Below are 24,858 nucleotides of genomic sequence, written 5' to 3'. Positions count from 1 at the left end.
TAAATACTTTTAAGGTTGATTTTGGACAATAAAAAAGCAGATCCCGTGATCTGCTTTAGTGGTGGAAAATTATGACAAGTTATTCGTCATCATTCTCTTCAAAATCTGTCACTGCATTTGCTGCATCAAGAGATGCATCGAAAATCAAAATAGCTTTACCATCCGTTTCGATCATGCCTTGTTCTTCGAGTGTTTTGAGCACACGGCCCACCATTTCTCGAGAACAACCGACAATACGACCAATTTCTTGGCGTGTAATGCGGATCTGGCGACCATTAGGTAAGATCATTGCTTCTGGCTGTGAAGATAAGTCAATTAAACAACGAGCAATACGACCTGACACATCAATAAAAGCAAGGTCAGTTACTTTACGTGTTGTATTTTTTAATCGACGAACCAGCTGAGCAAATACTGCATAGCTAAGGTCTGGATATTGTTTACTTACTTCGTGGAAATTGGCATACGAAATTTCAGCAATCTCACAAACATCGCGAGTTCTTACTTCCGCTGTACGTTGTGGGTTTGTTTCAAACAATCCCATTTCCCCGAAAAAGTCCCCTGGGTTTAAATATGCAACAACGATTTCACGATCATCATCTTCACGTAAAATAATTGAAACGGACCCTTTTAAAATTAAATACAGAGATTTTGACTCAGTGCCTGCATCAATGATTGGTGTACGTTTTGGAAAGCGATTGATGTGGGCACGTTTGAGCAAAGCTTTGACAGATTCAGGCAGTTGTCCTGGTGACAAAGCGTCTGTACTAAGTTGTGATAAATTAGAAGTCATGCTTTTTAAATTCCGAATTGGATAATTACTAGATCAATGATCTGAGTTGAACTCGTCACGTCGAAGCAGAAGAGCTGAAATTCCTTATCAACTCAATTTATGCTAGTGTACAGTACTTAGTAAATTTATAGCTTTTTTTAGGTAGTTGCAATGCATACAAGTGTACATTGGTTAGAGAATGTTGCTTTTGAAGCAAAATCTGAGAGTGGTCACGAAATTGTGATGGATGGTGCTGAAGCTTACGGTGGAGAAAACCGTGGTCCACGTCCTATGGAGCTTATATTAATGGGACTTGGTGGGTGTGCTTCCTTTGATATTGTGACCATTTTAAAGAAATCTCGACAAGATGTGACAGGAGTTGTATGTGAGCTCAAAGCTGATCGTGCTGACACAATTCCAGCTGTATTTACCAAGATTCATTTACACTTCGTTATCACAGGAAAAGCTGTAAAAGAGAAGCAAGTCGCAAAAGCGGTTGAGCTGTCAGCTGAGAAATATTGTTCAGCGAGTAAGATGCTCTCTGACGGTGGTGTTGAAATCACCCATGATTTTGAAATTATTGAAGAAATTTAATTTTAAAAGTCAAGATAAAAAGGTGACTATATAGTTGCCTTTTTTTTACAAAAAGTATGTTCTAAAACCAAACTAATTATGGATTATGTAAATTTTTTGATCTCCAACTACAATAATTTCATTGTTAATTTTATATAAAATCGCTTCATTTATAGGCATTTTGAACTGTTTTGTATTATCATTTTGCTCTATTTCAAAGACATCAAAACCGATTGGATCAAACCAAAACATAAAATGATTACCTGAGCTTTTGACTTTATCAATGCTGGTATATTTTAAATATTGAGTTGTGACAGGAGATATTTGTTTTATTTCACCACAAGAGGGAATTTTCCAAAATTCCTGAAAAAGTCCTTTCTCAATAAAATATGGGATGAAAATTGCCCGATGAGTGGTTTGTAACAAAAGATTACCATGACCGTCTACATCAAAAAAACAGCGGACTTGATGTGCTTCTAAATACCTAGAAAACTCTAATTTAAATCGATCATCAAATTGATCAGTAGGTGAAATGTAGAAATCACCATGCGCTAATCCGTTTGAAGGCAGTTCGATAGAAAAACTAAATATATTTTTTAGACACAACCAAATCTCTTTAAGATCCTGCAAATTGATGTCGGTTATTTTGAAATCTTCTATTGCAGTTGAAGCAGCTGTGACATTCACGTCTTCAACAACTTGTGAGGAGTGATATGAAACATGTCCATCTGTATTATCAATTTGATAAATACCTTGTTGTACCAGTAAATGAATAACATTTTGTGTAAATTCCCGATGGTCAAAGATATCTGACTGTTGGAATTGTTGAGTTTGTGTATTGAATAAATAGACGTTCTTCTGAGTGTGTGCGTGATCAGTCTGTATGATCATTACGTTATGGGGATCTATAAATTGTATGTCTTGGATGTTTAAAGAATCGTAGATTAAATCGAGCTTCGCTTCAGGCAGTGTGAATTTTTGAATAGTTTTATTTTGAAAATTATAGACACACAGTGAATCATTTTTATTTGAACAGTTGTAGAACATGTCTTGATCATTAAAATCAAAGGAGTATTGACCATAATGTTCCTTGTTGATCCAAGTCATTTCAATGTCTTGTACTTTTGGTGAAAGTACTTGGATGTGTTTGTGGGGATATTTTTTGCTATTGCTACTTTGATAGCCACAAGCAGTTAGGAAACCAGATAAAAGAATAATTAAGATAGGCTTACTCAAATTCAACATAGTTTTTATTCTAGAAGTCACAATATCGGTATATTTTAAATGAAATGCTTAAAAAAGATACGGAGGTTGAATCATCCATAGTTTTTTCTAAGTAAGCACTTGAAAAATCAAGTCTAAGCACAAATATTAATACTGCATTACATCCTGTTGTTTATATATTAAGTATTTGAAAAATATATAAAAATCCCCTTGAAATTGATCAAAGTGTTCCCATCTATTACTCAAGTACAGAATTTGTTGTGAGGAAAATAAGAATGCGTTTTGAAAAATTTACAAATCGCTTGCAGCAAGCTTTATCTGACGCACAATCTTTAGCGATGGGTAAAGATCATACCGCAATTGAAGGTATTCATATTTTATCGGCTTTATTGGAAGAGCCATCAAATATTAGCTTATTGCAGCAAGCTGGTGCGAACCTGCGTGATCTACAAACTAAGCTTGATCAAGCGTTAAATGATGCAGCGAAACTTTCAAATCCTACAGGGGATATCAATCTAAACCCTGAGGCGGTTCGTGCCCTTAATTTGGCAGATAGCTATGCGCAAAAAGCGGGAGATGAGTTTTTATCGACAGATTGGGTCATCTTGGCGCTTGCGGAGACCGGTGCGACGAAAAACTTACTGACAAGTGTTGGTGTAACGACAGAAAAATTACGTAAAGCAATTGAAAATATTCGAGGTGGCGACAAAGTCATGGCAAATAATCATGAAGATCAACGTGATTCATTGAATAAATACACCATTGATTTAACTGAGCGTGCAATGGCAGGCAAGTTAGACCCTGTGATTGGTCGTGATGAAGAAATTCGTCGCACCATTCAGGTGTTGTCACGTCGTACCAAAAATAACCCAGTATTAATTGGTGAACCAGGGGTGGGTAAAACTGCCATTGTAGAAGGTTTGGCGCAGCGTATTGTCAATGGTGAAGTGCCAGAGAGCTTAAAAGGTAAACGTGTTTTATCTTTAGATTTGGGTTCGTTGCTTGCAGGTGCTAAATATCGTGGTGAATTTGAAGAGCGTTTAAAAGCCGTACTTAAAGATTTAGCCAAATTTGATGGTGAAATCATCTTATTCATCGATGAGTTGCATACACTGGTGGGTGCAGGTAAAGGTGATGGTGCAATGGATGCAGGCAATATGCTGAAACCTGCATTGGCACGTGGTGAGCTTCGCTGTGTAGGTGCGACCACTTTAGATGAATATCGTCAATTCATTGAAAAAGATGCTGCGCTAGAACGTCGTTTCCAAAAAGTCTTGGTCGATGAACCAAGTGTGGAAGATACCATTGCCATTTTACGTGGACTTAAAGAGAAATATGCTACCCATCACGGGGTGCAAATTTTGGACTCAGCAATCATCGCTGCTGCGAAAATGTCGCATCGTTATATCACTGATCGTCAATTGCCTGATAAAGCCATTGATTTGATTGATGAGGCGGCTTCACGTATCAAAATGGAAATTGACTCTAAACCAGAGCCACTCGACCGTTTGGATCGTCGTTTAATTCAATTGAAAATGCAATTGGAAGCCGTGAAAAAAGATGCGGATTCGGTCAGCAAAGCGGAAGTCACCCATTTGGAAAATCAAATTGCTGAAGTGCAGAAAGAATACAGTGATTTGGAAGAACAGTGGATTGCAGAAAAACGCTTAGTCGATGGAACTAATCAAGCGCAAATTGAATTGGATAAAGCCCGTACAGCGTTTGAAAAGGCACAACGTGAAGGTGATTTGGCAGAGGCAAGTCGTTTGCAATATGGCGTGATTCCAGAACTGCAAAAACGCTTAAACGAAGAAGAAGTGGCTGAAGTGAATGAAGAGCCAAAACTCATTCGTACTAAAGTCACTGAAAATGAGATTGCTGAAGTCGTGAGTGCGGCAACGGGTATTCCAGTATCGAAAATGCTTCAAGGTGAGCGTGAAAAACTGCTTCATATGGAAGAGTTCTTACACAACCGTGTTGTAGGTCAAGACGAAGCTGTGGTGGCTGTATCGAATGCAGTACGCCGTTCACGTGCCGGTCTATCCGATCCAAACCGTCCTAGTGGATCATTCTTGTTCCTTGGACCAACAGGTGTGGGTAAAACCGAATTGACTAAAGCTTTGGCAAACTTCTTGTTTGATAGTGATGATGCGATGATTCGTATCGACATGTCTGAGTTTATGGAGAAACACTCTGTAAGCCGTTTGGTGGGTGCGCCTCCAGGATATGTCGGTTATGAAGAAGGTGGTTTACTCACTGAAGCTGTGCGTCGTAAACCCTACAGTGTAGTGTTATTTGATGAAGTAGAAAAAGCACATCCAGATGTATTTAACATCTTACTGCAAGTGTTAGATGATGGACGCTTAACTGATTCACAAGGTCGTCTGATCGACTTTAAAAACACAGTCATTGTGATGACTTCGAACTTAGGTTCAAGTGATGTGCGTGAATTGGGTCAAGATGCTAGTGATGACGAAGTTCGTCAAGCAGTGATGAATGCAGTATCGGAGCATTTCCGCCCTGAATTCATAAACCGTATTGATGAATTGGTGATTTTCCATTCATTGAAAAAATCACAAATACGTGGCATTGCAGATATCCAATTAGAGCGTTTACGTAACCGTTTAGGTGATCGTGAATTGAAACTTTCTGTTGATGATACTGCATTTGATATATTGATTAATGCAGGTTTTGATCCTGTATATGGTGCGCGCCCATTGAAACGTGCAATCCAACAACAAGTTGAAAATAGCTTGGCGCAAAAGATCCTAGCTGGTGATTTTGTTCCGGGTGATACGATCTTGGTGAAAGGAGATGCTGGAGCATTAAGTTTTGAAAAGTTGAAATTGAGTTAATGATGGTTAGAGGCTGGATATTATTCACATTGGATGTAACAAACTTTTGATCTGAGGTGAACTTGCTTAGCTAAAATTTGAATTTAAGATAAGCGAATTTAAGTCAAGAAAACCAAAGACTTTAACTTAATTTGATTGAAATTCAATCTTTATTCTAGAATAAAAAAGCCGACAATTGTCGGCTTTTTTATTATGTTTTTTATGTTTTTTGAGATAAAATTGTGATTTGGTTTGCATAAAATATACGCCCTTGACTAAAATAACTGGAAATATCAAGGAATCTGATATTCGGTGTTTTTAATAAAAAAATAGAGCGTAAATATTGTAGAAGCAAGGAATGACTATGCTGGAATTAAAATTACTCAGAAAGTTAAAAAAAGAGCCATATAGTGAATACAAACCCGTTAAAGGATTATCAAAACTTGATATTCAATGCATGTATGCCATATTTGAACAGTACTACTTAAATACCTCGCTTGAATTGTTTGAATCAGATCTATCTGAGAAGACAGGGGTATTTATTGTTCGTGATCCTAAGTCGGACAAACTTGTTGGATTCTCAACCATCACGGAACGAGATTTTATTGCAGATGGTAAAGTTCATCATGCATTTTTCAGTGGTGATACGATTATTGAAGAGGCGTATTGGGGCAGTCGTGCGCTGCAAAGAGCGATGTACCGATATGTCATCCTTTATAAACTACGTTACCCCACCAAACCTGTGTATTGGATGTTGATTTCTAAAGGCTTCAAGACTTATTTACTTTTAGCAAATAACTACTATACCTATTATCCGCATTATGGAAATAAGCATCAATTCTTACAAGAATATGTAGAAGCTTATTGCCAGCAATATTATGCAAAATATTATGATAAAGAATCTGGTTTATTAAATTTTGGTGATGATTATCAAGCACTACGCCCAGATGTTGCACCAATTACAGAAGAAATGCGTTTACAAAATAGTAAGATTGAATTCTTTGAAAAATGCAATCCAACATGGGTTAAGGGTACAGAACTTCCTTGTATTGGGGAAATTCATTGGAAAGATTTGTATATGTACGTACAGCGTTTCTTATCTAAATCTGTGAGTAAAGGCAAAAACCGGAATAAACCCGTCAATGTTGTGGTGACTCCAGAAATCATTCATGAGGATTCGAAGGTGGCTTAAATGGCTTTATTGATTGGGGCACACCAAATCTTAGAGATGGCGTGTAAAAAGGCTTACAAAACATATCATCAGCAAATTAATCAATTAGAAAATGTACAAAGAGAAAAATTAAAAATAATTCTAAAAGATGAAACATTGAGTTATGAGGAATTTCGTACGAAATTTCCTCTGACTCGTTATTCAGACTGGAAGGATAAAATTGAAAACTCTAGAGAGCAGAGTATTAATTTGTTGAATGGCGATAAAATCATTCGTTTTCAACCGACCAGTGGTTCGAGTGAGGCCTTAAAATTTATCCCGTATACACAAGGTTTTCTTGATGAACTCGATCAAGCTATTGGATTGTGGCTGACCAGCTTATATCTGGAATATCCAAACTTGAAACATAGTACGCATTATTGGTCAGTTTCTTGGTTGCCTGAAAGTCAGCGCAAACTCACACTTTCAGATAACTTAAATGATGATAGTGCTTTACTGAGTTTTACCAAACGGTTTTTGACTAAAATTACCCAAGCCGCACCTGCAGATATTGCTTTGGCAGAATCAGCTGAAGATGCCATGTTTGCAACGGTGGTGTATTTGGTTGCAGACGAAAACTTAGGGATGATTTCTGTTTGGAGTCCAACATTTGCTCTGCAATTATTTGAAATTATTCAGGAGAATCAACAAGAAATTGCTAAGGTACTTAAGCATGGTAAATGGAGTAGACCGAGTTTAAATTTCTTAAAAGTACCCAAATCTGCTAAGCAAAGTAAGAAACTTTTAGAGCTTGATTTGAATCATGCAAATGCTTGGAAAAAACTTTGGCCAAAATTGGAACTCATTTCGAGCTGGGATACGGCAAGTGCTCGACATTGGGCTTTGAATCTTAGAGAGAAAATTGCCAATGTGAGCTTTGAAGGTAAGGGCTTGTGGGCAACTGAAGGTGTAGTGACGATTCCGTTGAATGGCCATTATCCACTAACTTATCAATCGCACTTTTATGAGTTTCTGAATTTAGCCGATCAAAGCATTGTGCCGTCGTGGGAATTGAAAGTTGGACAAATTGTCAGTCCAATTTTGACCACTGGCTCAGGTTTAACTCGCTATGTCATTGATGATGAATTGGAAGTCACAGCTTTTTATCATCAAATTCCATGCTTTAAATTTTTAGGCAGAAAAATGACGGTAGATTTGGTGGGTGAAAAAATTGATCAAACAGTTGCACAACATATATTGGCACAACTGAAAAGCGAGCAATATTTACCCATTAGTTTATTGGGTGTTGAGCTTAATCAAGAAAAAAAACCGCATTATGTATTACTCAGTGAAGGGGAAGCTGAATTGGCTCCAACACCTGAACACATCGATGCATTATTAAAACAAAATTTTCATTATGAGTTAGCCAGAAACTTAGGCCAACTCGACGAACCTTCAATACTCCATGTAGAAGATGCATGGGATTATTATAAAAAATTGGCGATGCACAATGGAATGATTGAAGGAAATATTAAACCTGAACCATTAAAAAAGATGCGTTCATTGTTGGATTGATGTCATGGAAGCAACTTTACCCAATATTGTATATCGCTCTGAGAGCGCACCCGGCTTTTTAATGCGTGATGCATTGTTAACGGATGATGAGCAGCTAACCGCACTGATTGCTGAGGCAATGCCAAGTAATGGCATGATTTTATCATTCGATCGAGCGCCGAGTTATTTTCAGGCGACTCGAACATTATATACTCAGCCTGAAATTAAAGTTTTGGTGATGGATGATCAGCCAGATCGTATAATTGGTATGGTGAATTTTGGCTGGAAAGATTGTTATATTAATGGTCAGCATTCAACGATTCGTTATGTTGCAGATTTGCGTCTTAGATCGAAGGCACGTGGACAAAATACTTTAGATATTATTGTTGAATATCTATATCAAAATGTACCGCGCGAAAGTTTCTACGAGAGTGTGGTTTTAAATGACAACCTTATGGCACGTCATGTACTACACAGACCTAGAGAAAAATTTCCAGTACCCTTTATGTACGATGATATAACCACGTACACGATTTCTAAAGTTAAACCACCAGCATCGAATTTGAATTTAAGAATTCAAACCATGGATGAAACTTGGATCGAACGCGTCAATCAATTTGTCGATGCATTAAAAGATGATTTCAATTTTTTACCAACTTATGATTTTAACCAGCTTAAAGAGGGCAACCATCACTATTGGAAAGGCATGCAACTGAGTGATTTTAGTGTAGTGTTGAATCCTGAAAATGAAATTGTCGGTTTGTTTGGACTGTGGAATCAAAAATCGTTTAAACAGACGCGCGTTAAAAAATATTCGCTGTCTTTGAAATTATTGCGCCCATTTTACAATGCTTGGGCCAAACAAACTGGACAGCTTTTATTGCCGAAAGAGCAAGACAGTTTTGATTATTTAATGTTGCACAGTGCGTTGTGTAAGCCATCCAATGTTGAGGTTTATCAATATATTTTGTATCAAGCGTACATACAGATGAAGCAAAGAAATAAAAATGCATTCTGTACCACTTTGGCACATAAAGACCCAAGAATTACCGCGATGAAAGATGTGAAAGCACATGTGATGCATGCGACACACGGCTTGCACAGTTACGAGACAGACGCATACCAATATTTTGATCAAGATAAGATCTCATATTTTGAGGTCGGTCGTATTTAGTTGCTGTTTTGAAGATTTTAATTCATTAAAAAAGGCTGAAATCCAATGATTTCAGCCTTTTTGATTATTCAGCAATGAATCAAATTAAGCCTCGAGATGCTTAATTTTCCATGAGCGATGAATTTTGGTATTGCGTTTATAGTCTAGACCAATGGTTTCACTGGTCAATTCTTCAACGTCATAGAATGCTTTGATTTCATCATCCAATTCAAACCCACGATAGTTGTTTGAGAAATACAAAGTACCGCCCGTGGTTAAACGGTTCATCGCACGTTTCAATAAAGACAAATGGTCACGTTGAACGTCAAATGTACCGTAGAATTTTTTCGAGTTAGAGAATGTTGGAGGATCAATGAAAATCAAATCATACTGCTCATGGCCTTCTTTAAGCCATTCAAAACAATCACTGGCAAAGAACTGATGCTGTTGATCTGCATGATCGACCGTCAAACCATTTAATACAAAGTTTTCTTTGGACCAGTTTAAATAAGTGTTGGATAAATCGACACTCGTGGTACTTGCCGCACCGCCTAATGCTGCATGTAAGCTTGCAGTCGATGTATAGCTGTACAAGTTAAGGAAATGTTTGCCTTTTGCTTCCTGAGCAATACGGAGACGAATTTGACGATGATCTAAGAATAAACCTGTATCTAAATAGTCTGTAAGATTGACTAAGATTTTCGCTTTGCCTTCTTGCACAACAAAACGTTTAGACGCTGTACTTTGCTTGGTATATTGTGTTTTGCCTTCTTGACGAGCACGTGTCTTGATAAAGATGGCATCACGGTTCAAACCAGTCACTGCACGGATTGCTGCTAAAGCTAAGTTAAAACGTTTTTTCGCTTTTTCAGGATCAATGGTTTTTGGTGGTGCATATTCTTGAACGTGCAAACGATCGCCGTATAAATCGACTGCAATATTAAAATCTGGCAGATCAGCATCGTAAAGGCGTAGACAGTAGATATTCTCTTTGACTGCCCATTTCTTTAAGTTTTGCATGTTTTTTTGCAAACGGTTGGTGAAGTCTTCAGCACCTTCAATTTTTTCAAATTGCTGTGGTTGCCAAACGGCTAAGAATGGCTGTGTCACAGTGGCTGGTTTAATTTCACCTGAACGAATGTAAATAGGTAATTTACCATTCATCAAACGAAGTGTCTGAGGTTCTTTAATGGCCAACACATCAGCTTGTTCAATTTGCGCTGCAATAATCGCTGTGGTTTGGTTTGGAAAGTTCTTTTGCAATAACGCAGATAGACCTTGATAAAATGCTTTACTTGAAGCTTTGTCACCTAAACGCTCACCATAAGGAGGGTTGGTCACCACAATTGAGGTTTTACCTTCAGCTTGGAAATCAGGCCAATCTGCAAGAGTACGCTCTTCAACTTGGATGTGATGCATCAACGCTTCAAAACCAGCAGCACGAATGTTTTGCTTCGTCGCTTTCACAGCTTCCCAATCTGCATCAAAAGCATAGAACTTCGGTAATGGTTTTTCTAAAGCTTCTTTATGACGTTCAGCTGCTTCACCTTTAATTGACATCCAAAGGTCATGATCGTGGCCATTCCAACCATTGAAACCAAAACGACGCACTAAACCAGGCGCACGATCTGTCAACATCATCAATGCTTCAATAATAAATGTCCCAGAACCACACATTGGATCGAGGAAAATGTCTGGGTTTTTCTTTTGTAGTTGAATGCGCTGTAAAATGGCTGCAGCTAAGTTTTCTTTGATGGGTGCATCCGTCATGTAATGACGATAACCACGTTTATGCAGTGAATCACCCGATAAATCTAAGCAGTATGTATGTTCTTTTTTACCTGCAAGTACATAAAGTGTGATTTCTGGTTGTTTAATATCGATGCTTGGGCGTTTACCCACTGCTTCCATAAATGAATCGACTACACCATCTTTGACACGAAGGGTGGCAAATTGGCTATTTACTTTGATTTCACGTTCAATATGTAAACGAACTGCAAAAGTGCTTTGTGGTGCAAAAATGAGCGACCAGTCGAAGTTATTTGCACCTTCATAGAGTTCTTCTGCAACGTCACGTGCATCATGACTGAACTCAATTTCATGCGTGTGAATAGGGGTAAGCACACGAGATGCTAAACGAGACCACATACAAATACGATAAGCATCTTCAAGCTTACCTTTGAAAACTAAACGGCCTGGAAAGCGTTCAATGTTTTGTACACCTAAACCTTCTATTTCTTCTTGGAGTAAGGTTTCAAGCCCATCTGCACAGGTGACCCAATATGTAGAAAGACGCGGTTTCGAATTCATGAACATTTCCAAAGACAATAAAAAAGCAATCTAATATTTTAACGTATTTTGGGCACTAAAGCTTTTGAAATTCTATGAAAGCAGCGTTAAATTCTTAAAAAAATAGCGAGACTGAAAAATAAGCGTATAAATGGTATAAAAATTGCTGTGTAAATTACATGAAAAATCTTAATTTATTTTTATAAAATTGGTGGAGTAATGAATTCACAATCTTTAGATTATTCGGAAGCATTTTCAGAAAAATTTTCAATTGCATCACTTTTATATATCCGCTTAAGACGTGCATCAAGTCGGGTGATTGATGTGATGTATATGTGCGAAAATGATACATATGCTCAATATGTTTTGAATCTGGCTTATGCTACAGAAGATCATGAATTACACAAGTTAGCGCAACGTATTCAAAATTTACTGCCACAAGATGAAACAGAACAAGAGCAGCATAAAAACTTAAATCTAATTGAAGAGGATTCAAACGATTTCTTTAATGCTAAACCAACCGAAGAAGATATTTTAAAAGCGCAAGTTTCTCATCATTATATTGGTTCATTGCGCTAGTTTTTCTAGGCACAGCTAAAAATTAAATGATTTGTAACGAGTATTGTTTTTTAGTTGATTAAGACTAATAGATCACTATTATCATAAAAATAACTTTAAATTTATCACAATGCTCGTACTTATTTTTTCGATGTTGAGTTTTTCTTTATCTATGTCTATTTCACCAGGTCCTGTGAATTTAACCATTCTCAGTAGTGCAATGAATTATGGTGTCAGGCAAACTTTTGCTTTTATTTCAGGTGCGACAATTGGTTTTACAGCGTTATTGATCTGCATTTGCTTTGGTCTATATCAAATTATTGTACTCAACCCATTATTGTTAGATGTCATTACAGTTTTAGGCACTATTTTGTTGGTTTGGATTGGTTGGAATATCCTAAAAGCACAGCCTCAAACGATCACAATTGAACATCAATCGACACATCAGATACCGACCTTTATGCAAGGTGCACTTATGCAGTGGCTCAATCCGAAAGCATGGATTGCGGCTGTTTCAGGTACAGCTTTATTTTCAGCTTCGAAAAATAGTGTTTATTTAGCCCTATTTATTTTGATTTACTTTATGGTCTGTTATATCTCTTTATGGATCTGGGGATATGCAGGTGAAAAACTTGCTCATTTTCTCAATGAAGGTCATCGGGCAAGAGTGTTGAATATTGTCATGGGATTAGTTTTAATCTTTATTTCACTGCACATGTGTTGGGTTCATTTCAATCCTTAGAACATACTTAAAAGAAAGATAAACTAATGAAGAAAATCATAATAATGACATGTCTCTACTGCCTGAGTTATACCGGTGTATGGGCTAAAATTCCTGAACATGCATTTTGGAATGCAGACCGAACTTTAGCTGTTGCTAGCGAAAAAAAGGGGAAGAGAACCAATTTAATGCTTTACATCCATCGGCTATCGCATCTACGAGAAATTGATATTAGCCAAGTTGAAGGAATGAATCTGGGTAAGTTAGGTTTAGGTCGGCGTGAATATTATGATCGAATTGAAACGACACCAATTGCATGGGTACAGCGCAATGATGGCAAATTTCAAGTGGATATTCAGACGCAAGTTTGGAAAAATGGTAAACGCCAGACTGTAAAAGAATATGTGGTTTTTGATGCGAATGGCATGGTGTATTGGCGTTAAACTGTAAATTGTATATCGGGATTTATGATATTTTTGTTTAAAATAAATATATGAAAAATAATAACTAATAGCGTTATTTTGAGAAATATAGTGCATAATAAAAAAGCGATTAGCATGATTGCTCACTGCCAAATAAACAGATAATCTGTATAATACGTTGACTTAACGTATAAGGAATCTCTCATGCACTTGGCGTCGTTACATTCTCCGAGTCAGATTCAACTCAATCAACAGGGTAATCTCAAACATTTCTTGACCATAGAAGGTCTTTCTAAAGAAACCCTGACAAAAATTCTAGATACTGCCAATTCTTTTTTTAACGATCAAAACCAACTCATTACCACACCGCTTTTAGAAGGGCGCACAGTAATGAACCTCTTCTTTGAAAATTCTACGCGTACTCGTACCACCTTTGAAGCTGCTGCTAAACGTCTGTCAGCCAATGTATTAAACATTGATATTGCACGTTCAAGTACATCTAAAGGCGAAACGCTCCGTGATACGTTGTGGAACTTAGAAGCGATGGCTGCGGATATTTTCGTGGTTCGTCATTCATCTTCTGGTGCTGCGCATTTTATTGCACAAACAGTTTGCCCAAATGTTGCAATTATTAATGCAGGTGATGGACGTCATGCGCATCCTACACAGGCGATGTTGGACATGCTCACCATTCGCCGTGAAACCAAGAAAAAATTTGAAGATATTTCCATTGCTATTATTGGTGATATTAAGCATTCACGTGTAGCTCGTTCCGATGTTGCAGCATTGCAAACTCTAGGGTGTAAAGACATTCGCGTGGTAGCGCCAAATACTTTGCTTCCTTATGGTTTTGAAGAATATGGCGAAGGGGTTCGCTTATTCAACAACATGGAAGAAGGCATCAAAGACTGTGACGTGATTATTACGCTACGTATTCAAAATGAACGTATTGATTCACCCGCACTCGCATCACAAGCTGAATTTTACAAAATGTATGGCTTAAACAAAGAACGTTTAGCGATGGCAAAACCAGATTGCATCGTGATGCATCCAGGACCGATGAATCGTGGTGTCGAAATTGACTCAAGTATTGCAGATGGTCCGCAAAATGTGATTTTGCATCAAGTGACCAATGGTATTGCGGTGCGTATGGCAGTTTTGGCCTTAGCGATGCAAGGTCAGCTGCAGGAAAAAGGTTTAATTGAAGCGATTGCGGTATAAGGAACGGTCATGACTATTGTAAAAATTGAAAATGTACGTGTTCTCGATCCGATTGCGAAAACTGATCAAGTGCAAACAGTTTATATTGAACAAGGTAAATTCGTTGCTGAAACGGCAGATGTTACAGAAACCATTGATGGTCAAGGCAAATGGCTGATGCCAACCATGGTCGACTTATGTGCACGTTTGCGTGAACCAGGTCAACAGCAACACGGAACTTTAAAATCTGAAGGTCGTGCTGCACGTGAAAATGGCATTTTGCATGTGTTTACACCACCAGACTCTAAACCGATTGTGCAAGACAATGGCGCATTGATTCATGGCTTGGTGGAAAAAGCCATGTTGGATGGCGGTATTTATCTAGAAGTGATTGGTGCACAAACTCAAGGTTTAAAAGGCAATCAACCTGCCAATATGGCAGGTCTGAAAAAAGGGGGCTGTTCAGCAGTTTCCAATGCGAATGCGCCGTTTGCAGATGATGATGTGGTACTACGTACATTGGAATATGCAGCTGGTCTTGGTATGACCGTTGTGTTCTATGCAGAAGAGCCACAAATTGCCAAAGATGGTTGTGTGCATGAAGGTTTTATTGCATCTCGTCAAGGTTTACCCATGATTCCTGCGTTAGCAGAAACCGTGGCCATTGCTAAATATTTATTGATGGTTGAAGCAACTAAAGTTCGTGCGCATTTCGGTTTGTTATCGTGTGGGGCTTCAGTTGAACTGATTCGTATTGCCAAAGAAAAAGGCTTACCTGTGACTTGTGATGTTGCGATGCATCAGTTACATCTAACAGATGCATTGATTGATGGCTTTAACTCACTTGCACATGTGCGTCCGCCGTTACGTTCTGAACAAGATAAACAATTGCTTCGTCAGGGCTTAAAAGATGGCGTCATTGATGTGATTTGTACGCATCATGAGCCACTGAGTAGCTCGGCGAAACTTGCACCATTTGCAGAGACACTGCCTGGATTTACAGCATTTGATACCTATGTGCCGTTTGGGATTCAGCTCATTGATGAAGGTTTATTTACGCCATTAGAATGGGTTGAAAAAGTCACACTTTCAGCGGCTAAAGTTGCTCATATGATCGAGCGTTGGAAAGACGAATCTGGTTGGGTACTGGTTGATCCGGCATTGCAATGGGAAGTGGCAAAAGAAAGTATTTTATCGCAAGGAAAAAATACACCTTTGCTCGGACAGAATGTGAAAGGTAAAGTGATAAAGGTCTTTATTTCTTAACCTTTCTAAAATAAAATTTAAATAAAATCAATCAATAAAGCTGGAATTTTTCCAGCTTTATTATTGTAATTATATATTGTGTTTATTTATACTTCTGTAACTTTTTGAGGGGTGTACAACACAATGAGAATCAAATCTAATCACAAAATTTTGATGTTAAGTATGGTTTGCCTGAGTCTTACAGGATGCGGATCTTTGTTTTCAAAACACCTTAAATGTGATGATGAATCAGCAAATCAACTTATCCACTCCATATTGAAAGATGATTTAAACAAAACGCTTGAAAAAGAATTAAAACAATTAATTGCTGACGGCAATATCAAAGATTTAGATCCATCTAAATTAAAAATCACTGCTCAAAATGTAAAGTTTACAACTACAGATAGTCGTACAGATTTTATCGATCCAAATAGTCCAAAGACGCAGTGTTCTATTGATTTAAATATTACCATTCCTGCAGATCTGGTTAAAAAATCGGATGAAGCTCGTGCCAAAGTTAATTCAGATAGTGTCGAACAACAGGCCAATAAACTAGACGTGTCATTTTCCAATAATAAAATTGATCTGGTTTTAAATTACGAACTTCAACCTTCTGATAGTGGTGAAAAAGTATTTGCTGTTCTTAAAAATACTGGCAATACCAATAGATTGGTTGCAGATACATTAACCTACGCGTTCTTAAAACCGCAAATTGAGAAAAACGAAATACGTTCAATTGAAGCGGCGAAAAAACAAGCAAAGAGTACTGAACAAGCAGCTTATGAAGCTACAGTTGCTGCTGAAGATGCTGTGGTAGCGGCTGATGCAGCCACTATTGATACTGATGATTATTATTCAGAATACTAAGCAGGAGATGACATTGTGAAAACTAAATTAATTCTGACTGCTTTTAGTATGATGGCTTTAGCTGGTTGTGACAAAGTTTCTACATTCACAGGATCAAGCATTAAATGTGACAATGAAACAGCCAAACAATTGGTGGTTGAAAGTTTCAGTAAGGTTTTAAGCGATGCTTCTGCAGAACGTGTTAAAAATCTGATTGCTTCAGAAAATATCACCATTGATATGGGTAAATTGCGAGCAGCTCTTGCCAAAGTGACATTTAATGTAACAGATATACGCACCAACAATTCTGACCCAAACAGCAAAAAGGAATATTGTGTCACCAATTTTGTTGTGAATATTCCAGGTGAAATCATTACAGATGCTGATGCAGCACGTGCAGTGTATGATGATACTAAAGTAGCGCAAGCGGCTGTTCTTGCTGATTTATCATTAGAATCAAATCAGTTAAAGACATCTATAGACTATATGGTTCAACCAACAGATGATGCAAAAAAAGTATATGTACAACTTGAAAATGGTGAGAGTGTTGCTTATTTTGTACGTGATGTCGTAATAGATTCTTTATTGAAATCAGCACGTTTAAATGCTGCCGAGATTGCAAAGCAAGAAGAATTACAGCGTCAAGCTGAAGAAGCGGCGGCAGAGAAAGAATATAATTCATTACTGATTTCAGAGGCGCAGACTCGATTAGATAATGCCAATAAAAATTTGAATTTGGTGTGGAATGCGACGACCAAAGAGGTCCGTGATCAGTTGCTTGATGAACAGAAAATTTGGCTTAAAAAGCGTGATCTTGAGTGTAAGTTAGACAGTACTGATGCGGTTAATCCAGAGATCCATCGCTTAAATTGCGAAGCGAGTATGACAGAGCAAAGAACATCAGTACTTAGACAAAAGATTTTTTACTTGGAATAAATTGATTCGTTTTTCTAAGCATGAGCATCTGAAAAAGTCAGCTTCGGCTGGCTTTTTTGATGTCATCATGATGACTGTTGTTAAACAGTAATTTATGTAAATGTCCTCTGACATAATGCTACATAAACGTAATAATGATAAATAAATCACATATTATAATAAAATAGTTAAAAATATCATAAAAATTAAATTATAACATTGGAGTTATCTATGGATTTAATTCAAATACTTAAAGAACGTGTTATCCCAGTTGTTTTAAAGCAAGACCTTTCAAACCAAGATTTGAATCAGCAAGATGCAACGATCACGAATGAAAAACAAAGTGTTTTATCATTATTTTTTCCCATTTTATTGATTATTTTAAGAGCAAAACCGAAACTTATTGAGTCATTACAGCATAACTTAAACCCAAGATTATCGGATTTATTTCAACAAGATACTCAATCTAAGCAACAGCTCATTCAATCTATTCAACATTCATTGCCATATGATCAAGTTGAAAATCTATTGGATCGATCAATAGCCCCGACATTGAATGTGTTAGAAGATTTAGCTGGTAGTCGTGAACCTGATGACATTGCACGTTTCTTGGATCGCAATCGTGAAACGATTCGAGGTACTTTACCCATTTGGTCACTGCCAATTTTAGGTGCTATGGGGATTCATTATGATAATTTGAAGCCTTTAACTGATCCAACAGTTAAAACAGTACCTGTCGAAAAGGCACACGCAGAACCAGAAAAGAAAAAAGGTGGGTTTTTGTTGCCACTGATTGCCTTGTTGATTCTTGCTTTAATCGTTGCCTTTTTATGGCGTAGTTGTCAGGAAAAAAATCAAAAAATTGATCATACTCAAGTTGCACCAAATGCAGATCAAGAGCTGGCATTTTTTCAGTTGAGCACAGATAAGAGCGGGAATTTGGATACATGTAAAGCACGTATAGGAAATCCCACTTTTACTCAAATTTTACAACAAGATATTAAGCAATTATTTAAACATCCTATGGGCTGTGAAGTGGATTCAAGCAATAAGTTTAGATCAGAGTTGGTTGATCAAGCCGCTTTGCCTGAAGTTTTGAAATTGATTCAAGGTGTACCACATATCAATTTAGTTTGGACTGGCGCTGAAATTTCAATTCAAGGACCTGATACAGACACGGTTAAGAAATTGGCAGAGAAAATCAAACCATTGGTACCAGAGGTCAATGTTGTATTTCAAGCTGTATCAAGTTTAAATCAGCAAACCATTGCAAATGAACAGAAAGTGGTTGATGAAAGTGTGCGTAAAGCAGAGTCTGCTTTAAATCAAATTGATCGAGAAAAAGTACAACCTGTGGACATTGCAAAGGCTTTAAATCTACAGATCATTAACTTTGCTTTTTCTTCAGCTGAAATTCCTGATGTAAATAAATCCGTCTTAGATAAAGCGGCAGTTCTCATCAAGGAAGTGGATAATGTACATCTCAAAGTGAAAGGCTATACAGATTCAGTGGGTACTGCCGAAGTCAATAACAAACTTTCCAACTTGCGTGCTGAAGCTGTGGTGAACTATCTTGTATCAAAAGGTGTTGATAAAAGTAAACTCACTGCTGTGGGATACGGTCAAGAGCAACCTGTGGCAGACAATACAACACCAGAAGGACAATTTAAAAATCGTCGTATTGAGTTTGAAGTGGTGAATACTGAAACGGGTGTTAAACGTGAAGTTGGCAGCAACGGGATTGAAAAGAAAAACTAAGTTTAACTTTGAATATATAGACCATAATTCAATCTAAGCTTTGAATCAAAACCTCGATAAGTCGAGGTTTTTTTTATTTTAACTATCGTAAATCGTTGAATAATTTGCTTTAATATTGAGCAAAATAACTACAACTCGGTTTCATAATGAATAAGACATTAATCATCAGTATGTTAGCTACAACTTTACTCTTTAGTGGTTGTGATAAATTCAAGACAAAAAAAGACGATACAGCGACCACGGCGTCGGAATGGAGCTGTACCAGCGAAAGTAATCTAAAAGACCTACAGAATTTTTTAAAACAAGAATATTTGAAAAAAATTGATAAGCGTCTAAGAGAAACTTCTTACTATCATTCAGATCAAGCTTTATTGAAAAAAATTAATGACAGTTTGAAATTTGAGATTAAAGGCATTCGTACCCTCACTCCAGATACAAATAAAACCAATGAGCTTGAGTGTGAAGGGCAAATCGTTGTGAATTTCCCTAAGGGTTTATTAAAACGTGCTGAAAATGCCTATTTAGAAGCAGAGGTAGAACGTGAATGCGATGAGTGTGAGAGCAGCTATTCTACCTTAATGGATTATTTGGATGGTCGTGAAGTTCCACTGACCGTTCAAGATGATTATCTCAAAGGTAAATTTGGTTTTAATGTGATTAAGACCGACAAAGAGGGTTATTCATTAAGCACTCGCCAACAGGACGATGTCATTAATGCTGTTGTCATCATTACTCAAAAAGCTGTTCAATATGAGGCTTATGTTAAAGAGAATTCAAGTATCAAAGAAGAGCAGACTCAAAATACCCTTAAAAATGCTGAACAGGTTGAATTGGCGCAAAAAGCCATGGATATCCGAAAAAAAGAATTGAATGAGGAAAAGAGTAAGGTTGTTGAGCGCTTGAATCAAACATGGGATCGTTTTAGTGATGAACAGAAGGCAGAACTGCAGCAAGATCAATCTGAGTGGTTTGAAAAACGTGATATTGATTGTAAGGTCATTGCACAAAAACCTGCATATAACCTCTCTGATAGCGAACGGGAAACCTATCAAAAACAATATAATTATTGGGACGATGCAATGCAGCAACAAAATGTTGATATGCAATATACCAAGTGTTTCAACCAACGCACCAACGAACGTATTGTTTATTTAAACAATGTTTTTTAATTAAATGTGTTTTTGAAAGCTAAAAAACCAAAGGACGAATTGATTCGTCCTTTTTTTATTGGCATGCTGTGCAAAATTTTAAGGATTTACCATCATGCGTATTAGTTTGGTCGGTGCAGGGCGAGTAGCGACACATTTAGCAAAAGCATTGCATCAAGATCATGAGATTGTCGATATTTATAGTCGATCTATTGAATATGCTGAACAATTGGCGCAGCGTGTATCTGCTCGTGCGTGTGACCAGTTTTCACAAATGCAACAACATATCGACGTGTTGGTTATTGCGGTGAGTGATCAAGCCATCAATACAGTTATTCAAGGCATTGCAGAATATTTTGATGATGTATTGATTGCCCATACATCGGGCAGTACACATATCCATATTTTAGAGCAGTATCATACGCGCTGTGGCGTATTGTACCCATTGCAAACATTTAGCTTAGAGAGAGACATTGACTGGAAGACAACGCCTTTATTGATTGAAGCCAGTCAGGATGCTGATTTGAGCTTGCTCACAAATATCGCCAATCAGCTGAGCCAGCGTGTTTATCACTACGATTCAGCACAGCGTTTAAGCTTACACTTATCGGCAGTATTTGCTTGTAATTTCACTAATTATTGTTACGACATGGCAAAACAAGTGGTGGATGCACGAGATGTTGATTTTAGTTTGTTATATCCATTGATGATCGAAACAGCACATAAAGCTACACAGCATGCTCCTCAAACAGTACAAACTGGACCTGCGGTTCGAAAGGATCAAAATATTATCAATATGCATGAGAAAATGTTGAAGGAACTTCATCGGGATGATTTAAAAAAAATTTACCATGATTTAAGTGATGCTATTATGAATAGAATATAAATTCTTTCTTAGATTAGCTTTGTCCCGAATACAGATGCGCTTATATGTTTACATCAAACGGTTATAAAAGCATTCAGGAGATGAAATGCTTTATAAATGTTTTAAAGAGGATGTTTCATTTTCTTATTATTTGCAATTTTTATGCTTTGAATAGGATCTATGGTTTCATTCATCGTATTGCTTAATAGTGTTATAAAAATAATTCTTATGAAAGAAATTTAATAATGAATAGAGAAAAACATGAATATACAACAGCAATTATTATAACAAGTGCCTTGGCACGATTTGATGTACCTCAGTAAGAAAGATGTGCTGAGTGAATTATTGATTTCCTTGCCATGGTTTATGGCCTCATTTGTATTCGCATTTTTGACATGGTATCCGGTTGCGATGTTCTGTTCATTTATGTTTTTTTTGACAGGGTTGCGTCAGGTCCATAATGCCTTTCACTTTGCATTGGGCTTGTCTAAGCAGCTTACCCATTGGGTGATGTTTATACTTAGTATCTTAATGTTAGGCTCAATGCATGCCGTACAAATTAATCATCTCAGACATCATCAACATTGTATGCAAGATGAAGATGTCGAAGCCAAAAGTGCACGTATGCGTTGGTGGCAGGCCTTGTTATTTGGTCCTGCTTTTCCATTGATGCTTCATAAAAAGGCTTTTGAGGTTGGAAGCAAAATTCAAAGAAAATGGATGATAGCTGAGTTATTGGCAAATATTATTTTCATTGCAATGGTTTTTACTGTGTTTGATATTACGGTGTTGAAATACCATGTATGTGTCATGCTCATTGGTCAATGTATGACCGCCTTTTTTGCCGTTTGGACGGTGCATCATGATACAGAAGATCATGTTTACATGGCGCGTACCGTGCGTAATGAGTTTAAGCGGATCGTGACCTACAATATGTTTTACCACGTTGAACATCATCTTTTTCCTGCTGTGCCAACTCGAAAGTTACACATCATTGCTCAACGCTTAGATGAACATGATCCAAATGTAGAAATTCGAACGGTGTTTTAAACTTCTTAATTTCAATATTTAGAGTCAATAAAAAACAGGGCAATTTGCCCTGTTTTTGTATGTAAAAATCGAGTCGTATTACTTGATTTTCTTAAAGTAGAAATCGTTAATCTTGTGGCCTTCTTCTAAACCACGACGTTCAAATTTAGTCTGTGGACGCCATTCTGGTCGAGGGTAGCTGTTACCTTTACCGGCCAAGTTCTCTAAACGTGGACGATTATCGAGTACGTCCAACATCCATTCAGCATACGGTTCCCAGTCTGTTGCAGAGTGGAACGTTCCGCCCATTTCAAGTTTCTCTTCAACCAACGGCATACGGTCATGAGAGACAAAACGACGTTTAAAATGACGTTTTTTCTGCCAAGGATCTGGGAAATACAGTTGAATAGCGTTAATGCTATTATCTGGCATTTCACGAAGCACTTGAATTGCATCGGCATCAAGAAGTCGTAAATTGGTTAAACCTGCCATACCTGCTTCATATACACATTGTGCAATACCAGGAACATGCACTTCAATCCCGACAAAGTTACGTTCAGGATTGGCTTTTGCCATCAGTACCAATGAGCGACCCATACCAAAACCAATCTCAACGGTAAGTGGACGTTCTGGGTGTTCAAAATGTTGACGTAAATCGCCAACAGGATATTCCAAAATTAGGTGACCATATTGTTCAAGCGCAGTACGTTGAGAAGTATTTAGTGGAGATGAACGGCGCATAAATGTCACAATTTCGCGATGCTCGTTCAAGTTGTCTAATTCTACAACTTGCGGGTCTAATTGATCGTTCGACATAACTTTGGCAAATGAAAAAAATTTGAATGCGGTATTTTAAGACCTGAGGCAGGCAAGTCAAACCTTTTTCATCGATTGTGATGTGTTTCATTCAACTAAATAAGCATGCACAGAAAGATGTATAAAAACATGGATAAAAAAATGGATAGAAACAAGAATAAAAATCAGCATCAGATTTGAATCTTGAATAAATAGGATCATCAAGGCATTTACTTCAAAACATAAAGTAGATAAGCAGTCATAAAATTTATCTAACTCACAAACTGAAAAAAGAGCCATAAAGACTCTTTTTCAATCAGGATGCAAATGAAGCGCTTAGTTTATCTGATCAATCAATGTACTGGTAGCTTCGTTTATGCCAACCACTTGAGCATCAATACCACGATCTTTAAATTTCTGAACCACATTGTTCAACATATTCACTGAAGTAATATCCCAGATATGTGCATGGGTTAAATCAATTTCAACCGATTGAACCTGTTCATTAAAGTCAAAAAATTGGAAAAATTTCTCAGAACTACTAAAGAAGATTTGTCCGTGTACGAGGTATTGACGGGTGTTTGGTTGAGTTAAATGTGATTCGACTTTCACAGAGCTTTCCAGTTTATTGATAATAAACAACGCGGAAAGTAGGACGCCAATCAATACACCCAATGCTAAATTGTGCGTCGCAAGTACCACTATAATTACTGCAATCATCACCATATTAAACGACATAGGATGCTTTTTAAATTGTTTGACTGAGCCCCATTGGAAGGTGGTCAATGCCACCATAATCATAATCGCCACCAATGCAGCCATTGGAATATATGCGAGCCAATCTTTTAAAAATACCACTAAACACAGTAAGAAAATACCAGCAACTAGGGTAGAAAGACGAGTACGTGCACCAGAAGACACATTAATAATCGATTGACCAATCATGGCACAACCTGCCATACCGCCCATAAAACCACTGACGATATTGGCATAACCTTGACCACGACATTCTTGATGACGGTCACCTTCAGAATTTGTTACTTCATTGACCACTGTAGTGGTCATCATGGTTTCAAGTAAACCTACTGTCGCAAGGGTAATCGAATAAGGAAAAACAATTTTTAAGGTTTCAAAATTCAGCGGAATATCGGGTAAAAGGAAAATAGGCAATGTATCTGGGAAATGTCCTAGGTCGCTCACAGTTCGCATATCAGCACCTAAGAACATAGCCAAAAAGCTCAGTACCACGATACAAATCAGCGGTGAAGGAATCGCCTTGCCAATCTTTGGAATATAAGGAAATAGATAGACAATGGCTAATCCCAAAGCAACAAAGAGATATGCTGTACTATCCATCTTGCTGATTTCAGGAAATTGAGCAACAAAGATCAAAATGGCTAAAGCATTTAAGAAACCATAAACCACGGCTTGCGATACAAAACGCATGAGCTTAGCCACTTTAAAATAGCCAGCAATCACTTGAATGACCCCAGTTAAGATTGTCGCTGCGAGCAAATACTGTAAGCCATGTTCTTTCACTAAAGTGATCATCAGTAATGCTAGTGCGCCTGTCGCGGCTGAAATCATCGCTGGTCGACCACCCAAAAAAGCAATGGTGACTGCAATACAGAAAGAGGCATACAATCCAACTTGCGGATCAACCCCTGCAATTGCAGAGAATGCAATAGATTCAGGAATTAACGCCAAACCAACGACTAAACCTGCCAATACATCGGTACGGATATTGGAAAACCATTCCTCTTTTTTAAGACTGATCACTGTAGACCTTACACTTTTTTGAATGGTGCGT

Annotated in this window: 21 protein-coding genes; 16 read left to right on the top strand and 5 right to left on the bottom strand. The window is 37.5% G+C overall.

Features of this window, described 5'->3' with window-relative positions; translation table 11 throughout:
- Window positions 1-79: 79 nt before the first annotated feature.
- A complete protein-coding gene (gene crp / locus G8E00_RS10335; RefSeq protein ID WP_166009204.1) occupies window positions 80-790 on the bottom strand; it encodes a cAMP-activated global transcriptional regulator CRP in 711 nt (236 codons plus the stop codon).
- Between the two features lie 150 nt (window positions 791-940).
- Here crp and G8E00_RS10330 point away from each other — a divergent pair, with 150 nt between their 5' ends.
- On the top strand, window positions 941-1,363 hold the full coding sequence (locus G8E00_RS10330; RefSeq protein ID WP_166009206.1) for an OsmC family protein: 423 nt from the start codon (window positions 941-943) through the stop codon (window positions 1,361-1,363).
- A gap of 72 nt (window positions 1,364-1,435) precedes the next feature.
- Here G8E00_RS10330 and G8E00_RS10325 read toward each other — a convergent pair whose 3' ends face one another.
- Entirely contained in the window at window positions 1,436-2,587 is a 1,152-nt protein-coding gene (locus G8E00_RS10325; RefSeq protein WP_166224362.1) for a hypothetical protein, read from the bottom strand.
- Window positions 2,588-2,841: 254 nt separating this feature from the next.
- On the opposite strand from G8E00_RS10325, the gene clpB reads away from it, so the two are divergent.
- The 4 genes from clpB (at window position 2,842) to G8E00_RS10305 (ending at window position 9,278) form a co-directional block, all read left to right on the top strand.
- Complete coding sequence (gene clpB / locus G8E00_RS10320; protein ID WP_166224358.1) at window positions 2,842-5,421, top strand: ATP-dependent chaperone ClpB; 2,580 nt, start codon at window positions 2,842-2,844, stop codon at window positions 5,419-5,421.
- A 343-nt stretch (window positions 5,422-5,764) separates the two neighbouring features.
- Complete coding sequence (locus tag G8E00_RS10315; protein ID WP_166224355.1) at window positions 5,765-6,592, top strand: hypothetical protein; 828 nt, start codon at window positions 5,765-5,767, stop codon at window positions 6,590-6,592.
- Window positions 6,593-8,125, top strand: coding sequence for a GH3 family domain-containing protein (locus G8E00_RS10310; RefSeq protein WP_166224352.1), 1,533 nt, complete (start codon window positions 6,593-6,595; stop codon window positions 8,123-8,125).
- Window positions 8,126-8,129: 4 nt separating this feature from the next.
- On the top strand, window positions 8,130-9,278 hold the full coding sequence (locus G8E00_RS10305; RefSeq protein WP_166009214.1) for a GNAT family N-acetyltransferase: 1,149 nt from the start codon (window positions 8,130-8,132) through the stop codon (window positions 9,276-9,278).
- 84 nt (window positions 9,279-9,362) lie between these two features.
- On the opposite strand, the gene rlmKL is transcribed toward G8E00_RS10305, so the two are convergent.
- Entirely contained in the window at window positions 9,363-11,567 is a 2,205-nt protein-coding gene (gene rlmKL, locus G8E00_RS10300) for a bifunctional 23S rRNA (guanine(2069)-N(7))-methyltransferase RlmK/23S rRNA (guanine(2445)-N(2))-methyltransferase RlmL (RefSeq protein ID WP_166224349.1), read from the bottom strand.
- A gap of 198 nt (window positions 11,568-11,765) precedes the next feature.
- Between rlmKL and G8E00_RS10295 the strand changes: the two genes are divergently transcribed.
- The 11 genes from G8E00_RS10295 (at window position 11,766) to G8E00_RS10245 (ending at window position 22,274) form a co-directional block, all read left to right on the top strand.
- Window positions 11,766-12,125 carry a hypothetical protein gene (locus tag G8E00_RS10295; RefSeq protein WP_166009217.1) on the top strand — a complete coding sequence of 120 codons (360 nt, stop codon included), beginning with the start codon at window positions 11,766-11,768 and terminating at the stop codon, window positions 12,123-12,125.
- Between the two features lie 151 nt (window positions 12,126-12,276).
- Window positions 12,277-12,846 (top strand): LysE family translocator, encoded by a 570-nt coding sequence (locus tag G8E00_RS10290; protein ID WP_227591178.1) that lies wholly within the window; start codon window positions 12,277-12,279, stop codon window positions 12,844-12,846.
- Between the two features lie 26 nt (window positions 12,847-12,872).
- Window positions 12,873-13,268 (top strand): hypothetical protein, encoded by a 396-nt coding sequence (locus G8E00_RS10285; protein WP_166224346.1) that lies wholly within the window; start codon window positions 12,873-12,875, stop codon window positions 13,266-13,268.
- A gap of 183 nt (window positions 13,269-13,451) precedes the next feature.
- Entirely contained in the window at window positions 13,452-14,468 is a 1,017-nt protein-coding gene (locus tag G8E00_RS10280; RefSeq protein WP_166224343.1) for an aspartate carbamoyltransferase catalytic subunit, read from the top strand.
- A 9-nt stretch (window positions 14,469-14,477) separates the two neighbouring features.
- On the top strand, window positions 14,478-15,713 hold the full coding sequence (locus tag G8E00_RS10275; RefSeq protein ID WP_166224340.1) for a dihydroorotase: 1,236 nt from the start codon (window positions 14,478-14,480) through the stop codon (window positions 15,711-15,713).
- A 195-nt stretch (window positions 15,714-15,908) separates the two neighbouring features.
- A complete protein-coding gene (locus G8E00_RS10270) occupies window positions 15,909-16,559 on the top strand; it encodes a hypothetical protein (RefSeq protein WP_166224337.1) in 651 nt (216 codons plus the stop codon).
- Window positions 16,560-16,574: 15 nt separating this feature from the next.
- A complete protein-coding gene (locus G8E00_RS10265; protein WP_227591359.1) occupies window positions 16,575-17,474 on the top strand; it encodes a lysozyme inhibitor LprI family protein in 900 nt (299 codons plus the stop codon).
- Between the two features lie 210 nt (window positions 17,475-17,684).
- Window positions 17,685-19,211, top strand: a complete 1,527-nt coding sequence (locus G8E00_RS10260; RefSeq protein ID WP_166224334.1) for an OmpA family protein — start codon at window positions 17,685-17,687, stop codon at window positions 19,209-19,211.
- A 146-nt stretch (window positions 19,212-19,357) separates the two neighbouring features.
- Window positions 19,358-20,380 carry a DUF1311 domain-containing protein gene (locus G8E00_RS10255; protein ID WP_166224331.1) on the top strand — a complete coding sequence of 341 codons (1,023 nt, stop codon included), beginning with the start codon at window positions 19,358-19,360 and terminating at the stop codon, window positions 20,378-20,380.
- 94 nt (window positions 20,381-20,474) lie between these two features.
- The gene (locus G8E00_RS10250) at window positions 20,475-21,245 is read left to right on the top strand and encodes a Rossmann-like and DUF2520 domain-containing protein (protein ID WP_166224328.1); all 771 of its coding nucleotides are present in this window, start codon (window positions 20,475-20,477) and stop codon (window positions 21,243-21,245) included.
- 288 nt (window positions 21,246-21,533) lie between these two features.
- Complete coding sequence (locus G8E00_RS10245) at window positions 21,534-22,274, top strand: fatty acid desaturase family protein (protein ID WP_227591358.1); 741 nt, start codon at window positions 21,534-21,536, stop codon at window positions 22,272-22,274.
- A 78-nt stretch (window positions 22,275-22,352) separates the two neighbouring features.
- Here the strand turns inward: G8E00_RS10245 and trmB are convergent, their stop codons facing one another.
- Window positions 22,353-23,069 (bottom strand): tRNA (guanosine(46)-N7)-methyltransferase TrmB, encoded by a 717-nt coding sequence (trmB, locus tag G8E00_RS10240; RefSeq protein WP_166009235.1) that lies wholly within the window; start codon window positions 23,067-23,069, stop codon window positions 22,353-22,355.
- 315 nt (window positions 23,070-23,384) lie between these two features.
- On the bottom strand, window positions 23,385-24,827 hold the full coding sequence (locus G8E00_RS10235; protein ID WP_166224325.1) for a SulP family inorganic anion transporter: 1,443 nt from the start codon (window positions 24,825-24,827) through the stop codon (window positions 23,385-23,387).
- Between the last annotated feature and the right edge of the window lie 31 nt (window positions 24,828-24,858).

Origin of the sequence: Acinetobacter shaoyimingii, assembly GCF_011578045.1 — a bacterium.
Taxonomy (GTDB): domain Bacteria; phylum Pseudomonadota; class Gammaproteobacteria; order Pseudomonadales; family Moraxellaceae; genus Acinetobacter; species Acinetobacter shaoyimingii.
The sequence above is the reverse complement of the archived record's forward strand: the minus strand, read 5'-3'. Positions and strand labels throughout refer to the sequence as shown.

Excerpts from the sequence above, each read along its gene's own strand:
- clpB (WP_166224358.1), top strand. The coding sequence starts at position 2,842 with ATGCGTTTTGAAAAATTTACAAATCGCTTGCAGCAAGCTTTATCTGAC.
- G8E00_RS10250 (WP_166224328.1), top strand. The coding sequence starts at position 20,475 with ATGCGTATTAGTTTGGTCGGTGCAGGGCGAGTAGCGACACATTTAGCA.
- G8E00_RS10280 (WP_166224343.1), top strand. The coding sequence starts at position 13,452 with ATGCACTTGGCGTCGTTACATTCTCCGAGTCAGATTCAACTCAATCAA.
- trmB (WP_166009235.1), bottom strand. The coding sequence starts at position 23,069 with ATGTCGAACGATCAATTAGACCCGCAAGTTGTAGAATTAGACAACTTG.
- rlmKL (WP_166224349.1), bottom strand. The coding sequence starts at position 11,567 with ATGAATTCGAAACCGCGTCTTTCTACATATTGGGTCACCTGTGCAGAT.
- G8E00_RS10325 (WP_166224362.1), bottom strand. The coding sequence starts at position 2,587 with ATGTTGAATTTGAGTAAGCCTATCTTAATTATTCTTTTATCTGGTTTC.
- G8E00_RS10295 (WP_166009217.1), top strand. The coding sequence starts at position 11,766 with ATGAATTCACAATCTTTAGATTATTCGGAAGCATTTTCAGAAAAATTT.
- G8E00_RS10330 (WP_166009206.1), top strand. The coding sequence starts at position 941 with ATGCATACAAGTGTACATTGGTTAGAGAATGTTGCTTTTGAAGCAAAA.
- G8E00_RS10260 (WP_166224334.1), top strand. The coding sequence starts at position 17,685 with ATGGATTTAATTCAAATACTTAAAGAACGTGTTATCCCAGTTGTTTTA.
- G8E00_RS10255 (WP_166224331.1), top strand. The coding sequence starts at position 19,358 with ATGAATAAGACATTAATCATCAGTATGTTAGCTACAACTTTACTCTTT.
- crp (WP_166009204.1), bottom strand. The coding sequence starts at position 790 with ATGACTTCTAATTTATCACAACTTAGTACAGACGCTTTGTCACCAGGA.
- G8E00_RS10305 (WP_166009214.1), top strand. The coding sequence starts at position 8,130 with ATGGAAGCAACTTTACCCAATATTGTATATCGCTCTGAGAGCGCACCC.
- G8E00_RS10315 (WP_166224355.1), top strand. The coding sequence starts at position 5,765 with ATGCTGGAATTAAAATTACTCAGAAAGTTAAAAAAAGAGCCATATAGT.
- G8E00_RS10310 (WP_166224352.1), top strand. The coding sequence starts at position 6,593 with ATGGCTTTATTGATTGGGGCACACCAAATCTTAGAGATGGCGTGTAAA.
- G8E00_RS10285 (WP_166224346.1), top strand. The coding sequence starts at position 12,873 with ATGAAGAAAATCATAATAATGACATGTCTCTACTGCCTGAGTTATACC.
- G8E00_RS10245 (WP_227591358.1), top strand. The coding sequence starts at position 21,534 with ATGTACCTCAGTAAGAAAGATGTGCTGAGTGAATTATTGATTTCCTTG.
- G8E00_RS10290 (WP_227591178.1), top strand. The coding sequence starts at position 12,277 with ATGTCTATTTCACCAGGTCCTGTGAATTTAACCATTCTCAGTAGTGCA.
- G8E00_RS10275 (WP_166224340.1), top strand. The coding sequence starts at position 14,478 with ATGACTATTGTAAAAATTGAAAATGTACGTGTTCTCGATCCGATTGCG.